This window comes from uncultured Sphingomonas sp., from assembly GCF_934560975.1.
In the GTDB taxonomy this organism is placed as follows: Bacteria; Pseudomonadota; Alphaproteobacteria; order Sphingomonadales; family Sphingomonadaceae; genus Sphingomonas_I.
On record NZ_CAKTFO010000008.1, the window covers coordinates 19,728 to 33,401 of the forward strand.

Annotated in this window: 11 protein-coding genes; 5 read left to right on the forward strand and 6 right to left on the reverse strand. The window is 66.6% G+C overall.

From position 1 onward, the window contains the following. Window positions 1–50: 50 nt before the first annotated feature. Window positions 51–1,925: a gamma-glutamyltransferase family protein gene (locus Q0D93_RS07540; protein ID WP_294392558.1), complete on the reverse strand. Its 1,875-nt coding sequence runs from the start codon at window positions 1,923–1,925 to the stop codon at window positions 51–53. Between the two features lie 149 nt (window positions 1,926–2,074). Between Q0D93_RS07540 and Q0D93_RS07545 the strand changes: the two genes are divergently transcribed. After that, on the forward strand, window positions 2,075–3,649 hold the full coding sequence (locus Q0D93_RS07545; RefSeq protein WP_294392559.1) for a cellulase family glycosylhydrolase: 1,575 nt from the start codon (window positions 2,075–2,077) through the stop codon (window positions 3,647–3,649). A gap of 92 nt (window positions 3,650–3,741) precedes the next feature. Further along, the gene (locus Q0D93_RS07550) at window positions 3,742–3,921 is read left to right on the forward strand and encodes a hypothetical protein (protein WP_294392561.1); all 180 of its coding nucleotides are present in this window, start codon (window positions 3,742–3,744) and stop codon (window positions 3,919–3,921) included. Between the two features lie 48 nt (window positions 3,922–3,969). On the opposite strand, the gene Q0D93_RS07555 is transcribed toward Q0D93_RS07550, so the two are convergent. Together Q0D93_RS07555 and Q0D93_RS07560 are read right to left on the reverse strand one after the other, a co-directional pair. Beyond that, complete coding sequence (locus Q0D93_RS07555; protein ID WP_294392563.1) at window positions 3,970–4,575, reverse strand: GDSL-type esterase/lipase family protein; 606 nt, start codon at window positions 4,573–4,575, stop codon at window positions 3,970–3,972. Between the two features lie 176 nt (window positions 4,576–4,751). Further along, on the reverse strand, window positions 4,752–7,763 hold the full coding sequence (locus Q0D93_RS07560; RefSeq protein ID WP_294392565.1) for a TonB-dependent receptor: 3,012 nt from the start codon (window positions 7,761–7,763) through the stop codon (window positions 4,752–4,754). Between the two features lie 247 nt (window positions 7,764–8,010). On the opposite strand from Q0D93_RS07560, the gene Q0D93_RS07565 reads away from it, so the two are divergent. The 3 genes from Q0D93_RS07565 to Q0D93_RS07575 are packed head-to-tail and all read left to right on the forward strand — an operon-like array spanning window position 8,011 to window position 9,928. Further along, window positions 8,011–8,469 (forward strand): hypothetical protein, encoded by a 459-nt coding sequence (locus Q0D93_RS07565; RefSeq protein WP_294392567.1) that lies wholly within the window; start codon window positions 8,011–8,013, stop codon window positions 8,467–8,469. A gap of 31 nt (window positions 8,470–8,500) precedes the next feature. Further along, complete coding sequence (locus tag Q0D93_RS07570) at window positions 8,501–9,106, forward strand: hypothetical protein (RefSeq protein WP_294392569.1); 606 nt, start codon at window positions 8,501–8,503, stop codon at window positions 9,104–9,106. Window positions 9,107–9,118: 12 nt separating this feature from the next. Beyond that, the gene (locus Q0D93_RS07575) at window positions 9,119–9,928 is read left to right on the forward strand and encodes a TIGR04222 domain-containing membrane protein (protein WP_294392571.1); all 810 of its coding nucleotides are present in this window, start codon (window positions 9,119–9,121) and stop codon (window positions 9,926–9,928) included. A 55-nt stretch (window positions 9,929–9,983) separates the two neighbouring features. On the opposite strand, the gene Q0D93_RS07580 is transcribed toward Q0D93_RS07575, so the two are convergent. The 3 genes from Q0D93_RS07580 to Q0D93_RS07590 form a co-directional block, all read right to left on the reverse strand. After that, window positions 9,984–11,390, reverse strand: a complete 1,407-nt coding sequence (locus Q0D93_RS07580) for a M20/M25/M40 family metallo-hydrolase (RefSeq protein ID WP_294392574.1) — start codon at window positions 11,388–11,390, stop codon at window positions 9,984–9,986. A 115-nt stretch (window positions 11,391–11,505) separates the two neighbouring features. After that, complete coding sequence (locus Q0D93_RS07585; RefSeq protein ID WP_294392576.1) at window positions 11,506–12,690, reverse strand: pyridoxal phosphate-dependent aminotransferase; 1,185 nt, start codon at window positions 12,688–12,690, stop codon at window positions 11,506–11,508. A gap of 45 nt (window positions 12,691–12,735) precedes the next feature. Then, entirely contained in the window at window positions 12,736–13,560 is an 825-nt protein-coding gene (locus Q0D93_RS07590; protein WP_294392579.1) for a sulfite exporter TauE/SafE family protein, read from the reverse strand. Window positions 13,561–13,674 lie beyond the last annotated feature (114 nt).

Genomic DNA, 13,674 nt, shown 5'->3' on the forward strand with positions numbered 1-13,674 from the left:
CGCAGGAGCACGGGAGCAGGCGCGTTGCCGAGACAACGGCCGGACTAGCCTCAATAGGCCAGGGCGCAGCCGTCCGCCCGCATCTCACTGGCGGCGGCGTAGACGCGGTCGCGGCCGTCCATGCGGTGTTCCACGCACTGGTAGCGGCCGAACCCGCCATCGGGTTCGCCGATCGTCCAACCCATGCCGGCGAGCGCCGCCTTGGTACGGTCCGGCACGCCGCTTTCCAGCCGCAGCAGGCCGTTGGCGGGGAGGCCAGGTGAGTCCTCCCCCATCGACTGGGACGACCCTTCATGGTGCCAGCGCGGGCTATCGCCGGCGGACTGGATTTCCAGACCGTAATCGACGCGATTGACGATGATCTGCGCCTGCCCCTGCGGCTGCATGTCGCCGCCCATCACGCCGAAGCTCATCCATGGCGCATCGCCGCGCGTGGCGAAGCCGGGGATGATCGTCTGGAACGGGCGCTTGCCCGGCGCATAGACGTTGGGATGACCGTCCTTGAGGCTGAACAATTGCCCGCGATCCTGGAACATGAAGCCCAGCCCGTCCGCGACCAGCCCCGATCCCATGCCCCGGAAGTTGGACTGGATCATGGACACCATCATCCCGTCCTTGTCCGCACAGGTGAAGTAGGTCGTGTCGCCCCGGCTGGGGGCCTGGCCCGGATAGACGGGGGACAGGATGCGGTCGCGCCGGATAAGCTTGGCGCGCTGTGCAGCATAGTCCTTGGAGATCAGCCACTCCACCGGCACCTTGGAAAAGTGCGGGTCGGCGTAGAAGCGTGCGCGATCCTCGTAGGCGAGGCGCTTGGCCTCCGCCTGCAGGTGGATCGAGGCGGGCGACTGGAACCCCTCCTTCCCCAGGTCAAAATGCTCCAGGATGTTCAACATCTGCAGCGTGGCGATGCCCTGTGTGTTGGCGCCCAGTGCGTAGACGCCGGTCCCGCGATAGTCGGTGCGATAAGGGGTTACCCACTCGCTGCGATGCGCGGCAAGGTCTTCCGCGCGGAGCCAGCCGCCGATGCGCCGGAAATAGGCGTCGATGGTGCGGGCAATGTCGCCCTTGTAGAAGGCGTCACGGCCGCCCTGCGCGATCATGCGATAGGTGCGGGCAAGGTCCGGGTTGCGGAACACGCCGCCCATTGTCGGGCCGCCATGACCCAGGCCGTAGGTGCGCACGGCGTTGGCCGTTTCCTCCACGCCCGATCCCGCCTTGGTGAAGTTCGCCAGGCTGCGGCGGATGTAATATGCGATGATGTCCGGCACCGGCGCGCCGCCTTCGGCCAGGTTGATGGCAGGCTCGAACAATTCGGCCCATTTGAGCTTGCCGTAACGCTGGTGCAGCGCCCACCAGCAGTCCACCGCGCCCGGAACGGAGACGGTGACGGCCCCCAGCGGCGGCAGCGCGCCGTTGCGCGCGCGGGATCGCGCCATGTCCAGGCTGAGCCCGCGCGGCGATCCGCCCGAACCCGCAATCCCCGCCACCTGGCGCTTGGCCGGATCCCACAGCATCGCGTAGCAATCGCCGCCGATCCCGCTGGAGGTCGGCTCCAGGAAGCCCAAGCAGGCATTGATGGCGATAGCGGCGTCGACCGCCGATCCGCCGCGCTTCAGGATCTCTATCCCGGCCTGTGTAGCGAGCGGGTGGGCGGTTCCGGCCGCGCCGTTGAGGCCGTAGGCGGCGGTGCGGGAGGCGAAGCTGGCGCCCACCGGCCTGTCCCCCGCGCTGACGTCCGGACGCAGGAACCGGTCCTGCCCCGCTTCCCAGCGCGGCGGCAGGGGTGCGGCCGGCCCGGTCTTCATCGGCGCGCCGCCCTGCCCTTCGCCTTCGACCCCCGGGCTGCTGGACTTGCCGCTCTGGGCAAGCAGCGGCGTGGCGGCTGCCGCGGCGGGAAGGGCGGCAAGGAACGTACGGCGGCGCATGGGCCTCTCCTGCGGGTCGATGATGCCGTCTTCTCGCCGCGCGGCGGACACTTGTCCATCGCCATGCGCCGCCCGTCGCGATGCCGCCTGCATTGCCCTTGGCAACGCTGCCGGGTTAAGGCGAAGGCAACGAAGCGGAGGAGAACAGGATGTCTTTGTGGAACGCGCTGGCCCTTTCCCTGGCCGCCGGTGCGATGGTGGCGGGCACGACCGCCCCGGCCGTGGCGCAGTCGCCCGCCGCGCGCAGCATCACGGTAGACGCACGCGCCGAAGCCCACCCGCGCGATCGCATGGCGCAGATGTCGATCGGCTCCGACTTTCCCGGCACGCTGATCCGCGACGACAGCCTGGCGCAGCTTCGGACCACGCAAAAAGAGCTACGGTTCCGCTACATCCGCTTCCACAACATCTTTGCCGATCAGTTGGGCACCTATCGGGAGGTCGCGGGCAAGCCGGTCTATGACTGGAGCAGGATCGATTACCTGTACGACCAGCTGCTCGGCATGGGGCTGAAGCCGTTTGTGGAACTGGGCTTCACGCCGGACGCGATGAAGCAATCCAACCAGACATTGTTCTACTGGAAGGGCAACACCTCCCACCCGCAGCCGGAAAAGTGGACGGCCCTGGTCGATGCCTTCGTCCGCCACCTGATCGCGCGTTATGGCGCGCAGGAGGTTCGCAGCTGGTATTTCGAGTTCTGGAACGAGCCCAATCTGGACGGTTTCTGGGAAAAGGCCGACAAGCCCGCTTACCTCGATTATTACGGGCGCACCGCCCGCGCGATCAAGGCGATCGACCCGCAGTTGCGCATCGGCGGGCCGTCCACCGCCGGCGCCGCCTGGGTGCCGGACCTGCTGTCCTACGCAGCCAAGAGCCGGCTACCGGTCGATTTCGTGACCACGCACACCTATGGCGTGGAAGGCGGATTCCTGGATGAAAAGGGCGAAGGCGACAACAAGCTGTCGCGCAATCCCGATGCGGTCGTGCAAGACGTGCGCAAGGTGCGCGGGGAGATCGAGGCCGCGGGCCGGACCGGCCTGCCGTTGTTCTTCACCGAATGGAGCACCAGCTACAATCCGCGCGATCCGATCCACGACGATTACTTCGGCGCGGCCTATATCCTGTCCAAGCTTCGCCGCACTGAGGGGTTGGCGCAGGGCATGAGCTATTGGACCTATAGTGACCTGTTCGAGGAGCCCGGCCCCCAGTCCAAACCATTTGAGGGCGGCTTCGGCCTGATGACTCCGCAGGGCGTGCGCAAGGCGACATGGTTCGCGTACAAATACCTCGCCGATCTCGGTGATCGCGAGGTGCCGACCCATGACGACCAGAGCATCGCCGCACTGAAGGGCGACACCGTCCAGCTGCTGGCATGGCGGGACGTGCTGCCCGACCAGCCGGTCAGCAACCGGCCCTTCTTCACCAAGGTGCGCGCGCCCGCTACCGCTGCCCCGCTCGACGTGACCCTTCGCCGGCTGAAGCCCGGATCCTACCAGTTGCGGGTGCGCCGTACCGGCTTCCGCCAGAACGACGCCTACACCGCCTATCTGGAGATGGGCCGTCCAGCCACCTTGACCGATACCCAGCTGCAACGGCTCCAATCCTTGACCGCCGACACGCCGGTGGTCAGCACAGTCCGCGTGCGGGCGGACGGCACGGCTCGGATGAACCTGCCGATGCGCGACCATGATGTGGTGATGGTTGAACTCAACCCCCGCCGGTGAGGGCTTCAAGACACCCGGCGGCAAGCGGAGCGGCGCGTTCCGCTCCCTCGCCGGCCATGGTCAGCGGCGCGACGCGCGGCTAAAGGGGCGGCATGGCCGAACGCTTTGAACGACACCGCCAGCCGTGGCGGCCCGACGAGATCCAGAAGCTGCACACGCTTGCCAAAAAGGGCATGGCGCTGAAGGCGATCGCCAAGGCGCTGACCCGGAGCGAGGAGTCGGTGAAGGAGCGCGCCAAGCTCGACGGCATCTCCATCGCCAAACTGCACTGACGGCGCGGGCGAGGCACGGCCGGTCTGGCCGGATTGCTCGCCCTTGGTCTAGCCCGCTGCGGCTGGGACCGCCGCCATTCGCCCCTTGTATCCTGCGGCCAGAGCCTGCCCCACCACGGGCGCCATCGCATCGGCGACCAGGCCGATGGCGCGCGCATTGGGGTGCACCCGGTCGGCCAGCACCATGGTGGGGTGACCGAGGATTCCCGCCGGGAAGAAGCGGCAGGTTCTGGCCCCGTGGCGTGCCGCCAGGGTTTCATGGATGCCCAGATAGGCGCGCGCGTGATCGCGCAGCATCGGCGGCGGGTCCACGATCGTCAGCAGCACGGGCACGCCGCAGCGGCCTATCTCGACCAGAATCGCGTCAAGGTTGGCGCGCGTGGCAGCCGACGGCAGCTGGCGCAGGACGTCGTTCGGCCCGACCTGCACGATCGCAAGATCGGGGCGAGCGCCGAGCGCGGACAGAGCCGGCGGCAGGCGGCGCAGCACATCGGCCGTGGTGTCGCCGGACCTGCCCGCATTGACCACGCGCGCGGAGGGATGACCGGCACGCAGCCGCCGCTCCAGTTGCGCCGGCAGGCTTTCGGTGGGCGCAAGCCCATGGCCGGCGACGAGGCTGTCACCGATGGCGAGGATGAGGGGCTGGGAAGACATTGCTGTATCCCAGATAGGATGCCGCCCACATCCTGAAAGACCTGCGATAACCGTATGCTGGACCGTCATCGCGGAGCGCCGGGCTGCGCTCCAACCCCCAACGCAGGGCCGCACCGCCCACAAAGGAAAAGGGCGGCCCTCGCGAGCCGCCCTTCCCCATCCGGATTGATCCGATCCTAGAAGTGAACCTGCGCACCCGCATAGAAGCGGCGGCCGAACGGATCGTAGACGTCGGCAGCCGTGGTGGTGCCGGTGATGGTCGGACCACCGGTGAAGATGCTATCCTCCAGGACCGGCGGCTTGCGATCGAACAGGTTGTTCACGCCCAGGAAGAGCTCGAACTGCTTGTTCTCACCCGCATACGCCTTCAGCTGCACGTCGTGATACATGCGGGACTTGATGCGGTTGTGCCCTGCCGCAATCTCCGCCTGCTGCTGGTTCAACCCACGGGCGAGCAAGAATTCGATCGTACCAGGCGTGTCGAACTCCGATTCCGGCTGGAACACCATATGGCTGAGATAGGTCGTGTTCCAGTTCAACGCGAAATTGCCGAACGAATAGCCGACATTCGCATTGACCTTGTTCTTGAACACCTCGCCATAGAGCAGATTGCCGAGACCGCTATTCACCGGAGCGGACGGATCGGACCTCTGCTCAAACTTGGTGGTACGCGTGTACAGAATGTGCAGGCTGAACTCATCGTCGGCGAGCAGGCCCAGGCGGTGGTTGTAGGCGAGGTCGAAGTCGATGCCGGCCGTCTTGAACGTCGCGATGTTGATGTTCTGCGCATTGACCGTGCGGATCAGGCCGGAATTGGCACTGCGCACGACGTTACCGCAGAATTGCGGCAGGCCGGTCAGGAGGCACTGCTCGATCGAGGTGTTGCGCTGGATGATCCCGATCGCATTATCGATCTTGATGTTGAAATAGTCGGCAGAAAAGCTGAAGCCGCGCAGGAAGGTCGGCGTGAACACGGCGCCCGCCGTGTAGGTCTTGCCCTTCTCCTCCTGCAGACCGCGGTTGCCGCCGTCGAAACCGTTGATCTGTTGCAGATCGGCCAGCGAATATTGGAACGTACCGTTGGCGCGGATCACATTGGCGATCGCCGGGACCGCGCGGCACGCCGCCGCAAAGCTGCCGCCGCCCGTGGTGGCGGTGATGCCGTCGCACGGATCGCTGACCGACGGGAAGGTTTCCGACGCGGCCGAGAACAGCTCGTTGATGTTGGGTGCGCGGTTGGCAACCGAGTAATTGCCCCGGAAGCGCAAGTCGCGGATCGGCGCATATTCGGCACCGGCGGTCCAGCTGAACACGTTGCCGATGGTGCTGTAGTCGGAATAACGCGCCTTGCCGTTGACGGTCAGCGCATAAGCGAAGGGCAAGTCCTGCAGCAGCGGCACGTCGACCTCGCCGAACACCTCCTTCACGTTGAACTTGCCGATCGTGTCGGGCGTCTGGTTGCCCGAATTCAGTCCGGCATTGGTCAACTCGTCCCAATTGTCGACGCTCTTCTCACGGCGATATTCCGCGCCGACCGCCGCCTTCACGTCACCATAGGGCAAGGCGAACAGCGTGCCGGACAGGCTGGCGTTCAGGACCAGTTCCGTATTCTTGATGTCGTCGCTGCGCGGGATGCTGGCCCGGACGAAGGACGATGCCTCCGCGCTTGCCGTATTGTAGCCGAACAGGTTGATCGGGGCGCAACCGGCCGCCCGCGCGGCGGGATCACGGCAGACGATCTGGCCGCCGACCAACGTCGCGTCCAGCGCCTGCACATACTTCCTGACGTCGATGTCCTGGGTTTCGGTGTGGTCCTTCACCTGGCCGTAGACACCGGACACTTCCCAGTTCCACCGGTTGCCGATGTCACCACGGAAGCCGCCGGCAACGCGGAAGGTGTCGCGGTCATTGGTGTTGCTGCGCGAAAAGACCTCGTTCTGGCGACGGGCGAACTGGATCGAGCCAACGTTATTGTTCGGGTCCGCATCGCTGTTGCGAGCCGCGATGATCGCCTGGACCGACGTCGGAATGAAGGGATTGTCGATCCCGTAGCCGCTTCCGATCTCGGACGCACCGATCGAGTCCAGCGCGGACGGCTCGATCTGCGAACTCGACTTGGTCTTGCCGTATGTGCCTTCAAGGAAGGCGGTGATGCTGTCGGTCAGCTCATACTTGGCGGACGCGGCGGCGAGGTAACGCTCCACCGGCACCGAGATGCGGCGCACGCCATTGCGGTTGAAGCCGTAGCCGGTCGGAAAGCCGGACACGACGCTGTTGTCGGAATTGAAGGTGAAGGTGTTCTGCGCGGCAGCCCCGGTGGTGCCGGTCAGGTAGCTGCCCCCGACGCCGGGAATGCCGGGCGAGAACAGGAACCTGCCCTGCGCCGGGTAGGACGAATAGGCGCTCGGCCCGCAGATGTAGGAGCAATCCTCACGCGAGATCGCACGGTTGCGGGACAGCAGGCCGCCATCCTTGGCGTAGGTGACGTTGGCGATGATCGACCCGCGATCGTCCGCGCCGAACTTCAGCCCGCCGGAAATGCTCGCCTGCGTCGTCGGCAGGTCACCGCGCGAGGTGATGCCGCGCTGGACGCGCGCGGTGATGCCCTCCATGTGGTCCTTCAGGATGAAGTTGACCACGCCCGAGATCGCGTCCGACCCGTACACGGCGGATGCGCCGCCGGTGATAACCTCGACCCGGTCGATGAAGTCGGTCGGAATGTTGTTGATGTCGACGATCGAGGTGCCGGCGACGCCGCCGATGAAGCGGCGGCCATTGACCAGGACGAGGGTGCGCGCGCTGCCGAGATTGCGCAGGTTGATCGACGCGATGCCGTTACCGGTCGTCGAGAAGTTGGAATTGGTGCGGCTGTAGCCGGGTATGCCCGCCTGCGGCAGCTTCTGCGTCAGGTCCTGGACGTTGGTGATGCCCTGGCTCTGGATCACATCGCCGCTGACGATGGCGAGCGGCGTGGCGGACTGGTTTTCCGGGCGCGCGATGCGCGAACCCGTGACGACGATCTCCTGCCCCGCGCCAGTGTCGGCACCGGCCGTGTCGGTGGTAGTCGGCGGCGTGGTGGTTGCCTGCTGCGCGTGCGCGGGCCCGGCGATCAGCAGGGCCAGGCCCAAGGCGAACGAGGCCGAACTGGCGCGGAGCACCGTCCGATGGGAAAGCTGGTGGGAGATCATCTGTGCTGGTCCTCGTTTGCGCGACAGAGGCGGGGCGGAAGGCCGCGTGCGGCGGGCCGGTCCTGATGCGATGCCTCGGTCGTCCTCCACTGATCAATCAGGCGTTGATGCTTGGCCGGAGACCGCACTGCAAAGACTAACTTAATGAATTAACCCCATTTTTCCCACGTGTAACCAAAATGCAACATGATTGGCAGGTTGGCCGATGCGGGGAACCGAGCGGGCGACCTGCGGAAGGGGGCGGCGGATGTCGAACTTCCTTGCGCCGGTCGGCCGCATCCGGCCGCGTGGCGGCGAGCTGGAGATCGACCTGGCAGGCGACGTCCGCCGATCGGCAACCATCCCTGCACCGATGCCCAGGCGCGAGCCCGCCTTTCCCACCCCCGACGTGCTCAACGTGCCGCGCCATGCGGGAACCATGCAGCCGTTTGCCGGCCCGTCGGTGAGCGGCCGCACGCTCGACCTCAGCGCAGCGGCACCTATGTCGGGCCGCGCGCGGCTGCACTGGACGGCGGCAACCTGTGTCTGGCGGGATACGTCAAGGCCAAGGCGAGCGCCGCTCACCCCCGTGTCCGACCGCCTGACGGCGCGGGTCGAGATCGACAACATCCTCGACCGGACCGATACGCAGAGCAGCTACAGTACATTGTGGATCTATCCGGGCACGCCCCGCTCGAACACGGGATCGCTGACGATGCGCTTCTGATCCCGCCCCGGAATTGCGAGTCGGCGCGAAGGTGCGACAATATGCTATCGCCCGCACGATGCCGCACAGCGACCGCCTCCCCGCATCGACCATCGCGCATCCGGTCTGGCGCGCGCTGTCCGGCTACACGATCGGCCCCGCCACCACGCAATTCTCCTTTGCCGCGCGGCTGGGCCGGGAAAACGGGTGGAGCCTGGCCCATACGCAGCGCGTGCTGGAGGAGTATCGACGTTTCTGCTTTCTGGCGGCAACGGCGGAGTGCACGGTGACGCCGTCCGACGCAGTGGATCAGGCGTGGCACCTGCACCTGACCTATACGCGCGATTACTGGCAGCATTTCTGCCCGGAGGTGCTCGACCGGGAGCTGCATCACGGTCCGACCGCAGGTGGCACGGGAGAGCAGCACCGCTTCTACGCGCAATATGCGGCCACGCTGCGCGCCTACCAAGCGGCGTTCGGTCACGCGCCGCCCGCCGACCTGTGGCCCTCCGCCGCGCGGCGACTGATCGAGGATCCGCGTGCGCGCCGCGTCCATCCGCGCGACGGTCTGGTCGTGCCGCGCGGGGTGGTGCGCCTGGTGCTGGCATGCGCCGGATTGGCCGCGCTCGGATACATATTGGAAACGATCGTCGGGTAGAGAGCATCCACGATGCGCCTCAATCCACTCGAACTGACCGGCGGCTCCTTCCTGGCCTTGTACGGCGGGTTGATGGTCGTCGCGATCCTTGCCAGCCTTTGCATTCCGCGCCTGACGCGGCCGGGTGGATGGTCCGGTCCGATGGACGATGCCGACCATCTGGCGCTGCTCGGCGGCGGGCCGCTGCAGCTGGTCGACACGGTGGTGACGCGGCTGCTGGTGTCGGGCGCGTTGACCATGCCGACCCGCCGGACATTCGCGGCAGACACGCGCCGCGCCGCCTCGTCCGACTCCGAACGGCAGGTGCTCGCGCTACCCGGACCGATCCGCTGGCGCCGGATACGAAGCGTGCTGACGCCCTATGCCGCCAGGCTGGAGCATGAGCTGATGACCGCCGGCATGATGGCCACCCCGCGCGAGCTGACCCGCCTGCGCCTGCACCAGACCGCGCCTTTTCTGGCGCTGTCTGCGCTGGGTGGGGCTAAGTGGCTGGTTGGCGTCGCCCGCGACAGACCGGTCGGCTACCTGACCTTTCTGCTGATCCTGACGGCTATACTTGCCGCGCTCCGTTGGAAGAGCGTCGATCGAGCGACACGCGCGGGCCTCGCCACGCTGGCAGGCGCACGGAGCAGTGCCGACCGGCTGCGCCGCGCACCGATGCCAGAGGAAATGGACATGGCCGTGGCCCTGTTCAGCACAGGGGTGCTTCTTGGCTCAAGCCTGGTCGCCTACCACCAGTTGCGCACCGCCTCGTCGGGCGGGGGCGGGGGCGACGGCGATGGCGGCGGATGCGGAGGAGGCTGCGGGGGTTGCGGCAGCTGAGCGGCCCCTGCCCCGTCGCTCGTCCCATCCCAAGCCCGCGCGCGCCCGCTTCCACTCAGTCGGCGTAGATCCTGATCAGGTCGTAGAGATAGTCGCGGCCGGTATAGACCGCCTTGACGATCGCGCGTTCGTTGAGGCCGTGGGTACCGTTGCCGTCGGGGTCGCCGTACAGGCCGGGCGGGCCGTAAACGGGGATGCCGATCGCTTCCAGGAAGATGCCGTCGGTGGCGCCGGTCGACATCATCGGCGCAAGCGGCACGCCCGGATAATATTTGCGCAACAGCGCCTCGGCCGGCCCGATCACCTTGGGATCGAGCGGCGGCGGCACCGCCAGCGGCCCGCGATCGTCGGTCTGCTTCACCGTCATGCGCGGATCGGCGATGACCTGCTCGATCGTGTCGCGTACCTGCCCTGCGGACACGCCGGGAAAGATGCGGCAGTTGACGTTGGCGGCGGCGCGCTGCGGCAAGGCGTTGTTGGCATGCCCGCCGTCCAGCAACGTGGCGACGCAGGTGGTGCGCAGCATCGAATGATAGCTCTTGTCGGCGTTTAGCTTCGCCTCCGCTGCCGTATCGGCGGGGTTGGCGGAGATCGCCATCATCGCATTGCCCAGATCGTCGCCGCGCGCCTTGCCCGCGATGCGGAAGTACGCGCGGGTGGTGTCGCTCATCTGCACGGGAAAGTCGTAGGCGCGCAGCTTCACCAGCGCGTCGGCAAGCTCATAGATGGCATTGTCCCGCACCGGCGCGGAGCTATGCCCGCCCGGATTGGTGGCCTCGATCCGGTAATTGACGGCGCTCTTCTCACCGACATGCATGTTGGCGATAACGATCCTGCCCTTGCCGTCCGAACGTCCCCCACCACCTTCGTTGAGCGCGAATTCGGCGGCGATCAGGTCCGGCCGGTTCTTGGCAAGCCATCGCGCGCCGTTGAACGCCGTGCTGGTCTCCTCGCCGCAGGTGAGGGCGAGCTTGATGGTGCGCTTGGGTTGGTAGCCGGCCTGCTTGAAGCGGATCATGGAATCGATCCAGATCGCGTCCATGGCCTTCATGTCCTGCGTACCGCGCCCGTAAAAATAGCCGTTTTCCTCGACCATCTTGTACGGGTCGCGCGTCCAATCCTCGCGCTTGGCCGCGACGACGTCGATATGGCCGAGCAGCAGCAGCGGCTTTACGGTCTTGGACGTGCCGGGTAGCACCACCACCAGCCCGCCCTCCCTGGGGTGATCCGGCGTGGCGAAGCGCGTGATCTGGCCATCCGCATAGCCTGCCGCCTTCAGCCGCGCCGCAACCTTGTCGGCCAGCGCGGTGCAGCTGCCGGTGGTGACGCTGGTGTCGGTTTCGACCAGTTCCTGGTACAAGGCGCGGAAGCTCGCCTGGTCCGGGCGAAGCTGCTGCGCCGGCGCGGACAGCGGAAGCGCCAATGCGAGCATGCTCGCGGCCATTCGACGAAAATGCTGCATGAAATCTCCCCGTTGACGCCCTTGCCGACGCCAGGACGCCAGCCAACCCGGCCGCGCCCTATTCCGCGGCCGGGTTGCGATGTTAGCCGGCAAATGCCGGCGCACAATCCGGTATCTAGGCCATCAGGATCCTGTCGAGGGAGAGGCGGAACTTTTGCATGTCCTGGGCGGACCCGACCGTCACCCGCGACATCCGGGGATAGGCGCTCCAGGAGCGGCCGATCTGCACGCCCTGGTTCAGGAATGCGGCCATCATCTGCTCGGGCGTCTGGGTCTTCCACTCGACCATGAACATGTTGGCGCGGCTGCCCGGCAGATATTTCAGGCCCCGCTTACTGACATGGGCCAAAGTTTCCTCGCGCACGGCGGTCATCTGATTGCGGCGCGCGGCGATCTGGTCCGCCAGCGGCAAGGACGCAGTGCCGCACGCGACCGCCGTCATCGGCAACATGCCGGTGACCTGCTGGCCGTCATAGCGCATCATGCGATCGTGCAGGTCGTTGGACGCGATGGTCAGGCCCAGCCGCATCCCCGCCATGCCGAACAGCTTGGAGAAGGTGCGCATCACCACCACGTCGTTGCGCGTCCCCGCCAGCTTCGCGGCACTGGGCGTGCCGGCGAAGTGGATATAGGCCTCGTCCACCAGCAGGATGGCGTCCTTGGGCTTGTTGTCCGCCAGCCACGCGATATCCTCCAGCGGCGTCAGCGTGCCGGTCGGGTTGTTGGGCGAGCAGATGTAATACAGACCGGCATTCGGGTCCGCCGCCAGCATCCCGCGCACGTCGTGGCGATAGTCTGCGGTCAGCGGAACCTTGGTCACCTTGGTGTTCAGCCACGCGCCGGTTCGCCAGATCGCCTCATAGGTAGGATCGGCGGTGACGATACCGCGCGTGGGCGAGGCGAAGCTGATGGCCGCACGGTTGAGCGGGTCGCTCGATCCGGGCCAGGCGGTGACGCGCTCGACCGGCACGCCCTCGATCGCGGCGACAGTCTGGAACAGCTTGGCGTGGTTCTCCTCCGGCTCGTAGCGATTGCCGCGCGAGACGATGTCCATCGCCGCCTGCGCGCCTGCCGGCAGCGGCCCAGTCCAGCACTCGTTCGCCCCGATCCGGACGGCGCCGACCACCGCCCTGGCCGCCTGCTGCGCAAAGGCCGGGGCCGTTCGCGTCAGGGCAATGCCGCCGCCCAGCAGGGCCGCGATCCTGGCAAGGTCGCGCCGGCCGTAGCCGCGGTCGAGCAGGTCGTCGCGCACTTCGCGCCGGCCGATCCTGGCCGCGACATCCGCGTCTTGCGTCATCATCGTCTGACTCCCTTTATGATATGGTGGGTTATCGGATTGCGCCGCTCAAAGCGCGTTGCGGAACATCAGGAGCGCGATCGCCACCAGGTAAAGACCGAACACGCGCTTCAGCATGGCGGGCTCCAGCGAGTGCGCCGCCGCGACGCCCAGCGGGGCGGTGAGGATGGACATGGACGCGATGGAGATGGTGGCCGGCATGTTCACATAGCCGAGCGAACCCCAGGGCAGCCCCTTGTCGTGCAGGCCGATCAGTGCGAAGCCGATCGCGCTGGGGATGGCGATCAGCGTGCCGACGCCCGACGCGGTGCCAACCGCGCGATGGATCGAGCGGCCGCACAGCGTCATGATCATGATGGCAATGGTGCCGCCGCCGATGCCAAGCAGCGAGGAAAAGGCGCCCAGCCCGCCCGCCAGGCTGACCCGCAGCACGCCGGTCGGCATCTCCTGCGTCAACACGCGGTTGCTCAGGCGCGGGATCAGGAAGTTGAACGACATCAGCAGCACGCCGGTCGCGAAGATCAGCGTCAGGATGCGGCCGTTGACGTGGCTGGCGAGCACCACGCCCAAGCCGTCGCCCAGCACGATCCAGGGCGCCCATTGCTTCAAGATCTCGAAATCGACGGAGCCGCGCTTGGCATGGCTCATCACCGAGCGGATCGACGTGATGATGATGGTCGCGGCAGACGTTCCGATCGCGACATGGGCATATTGCGCGCTGTCCCCGCCCAATAGCGGCAGCATCAGCAGCAATGCCGGCACCACCACGAACCCGCCGCCGATTCCGAACAGTCCCGCCGCAAATCCGGCGGCAAGCCCCGCCAGCAGCAGTCCGATCGCGGGTACCAGCCAATCCAGTGAAACTACGGCCATATTATCCACCCCGAAGCTTTTGCGAATATCGGTGCGCCGCGTCGCTTTCCGGCCGACGATCCGGCATCCGGGCAGTATATCCTGCCTGATACCGCATTCCCGATCGTCGACCGA

What these genes read in the sequence shown, in the direction of transcription:
- Q0D93_RS07585 (WP_294392576.1), bottom strand. Translation starts at nt 12,690, where the DNA reads ATGATGACGCAAGACGCGGATGTCGCGGCCAGGATCGGCCGGCGCGAA.
- Q0D93_RS07575 (WP_294392571.1), top strand. Translation starts at nt 9,119, where the DNA reads ATGCGCCTCAATCCACTCGAACTGACCGGCGGCTCCTTCCTGGCCTTG.
- Q0D93_RS07540 (WP_294392558.1), bottom strand. Translation starts at nt 1,925, where the DNA reads ATGCGCCGCCGTACGTTCCTTGCCGCCCTTCCCGCCGCGGCAGCCGCC.
- Q0D93_RS07560 (WP_294392565.1), bottom strand. Translation starts at nt 7,763, where the DNA reads ATGATCTCCCACCAGCTTTCCCATCGGACGGTGCTCCGCGCCAGTTCG.
- Q0D93_RS07580 (WP_294392574.1), bottom strand. Translation starts at nt 11,390, where the DNA reads ATGCAGCATTTTCGTCGAATGGCCGCGAGCATGCTCGCATTGGCGCTT.
- Q0D93_RS07545 (WP_294392559.1), top strand. Translation starts at nt 2,075, where the DNA reads ATGTCTTTGTGGAACGCGCTGGCCCTTTCCCTGGCCGCCGGTGCGATG.
- Q0D93_RS07555 (WP_294392563.1), bottom strand. Translation starts at nt 4,575, where the DNA reads ATGTCTTCCCAGCCCCTCATCCTCGCCATCGGTGACAGCCTCGTCGCC.
- Q0D93_RS07565 (WP_294392567.1), top strand. Translation starts at nt 8,011, where the DNA reads ATGTCGAACTTCCTTGCGCCGGTCGGCCGCATCCGGCCGCGTGGCGGC.
- Q0D93_RS07550 (WP_294392561.1), top strand. Translation starts at nt 3,742, where the DNA reads ATGGCCGAACGCTTTGAACGACACCGCCAGCCGTGGCGGCCCGACGAG.
- Q0D93_RS07590 (WP_294392579.1), bottom strand. Translation starts at nt 13,560, where the DNA reads ATGGCCGTAGTTTCACTGGATTGGCTGGTACCCGCGATCGGACTGCTG.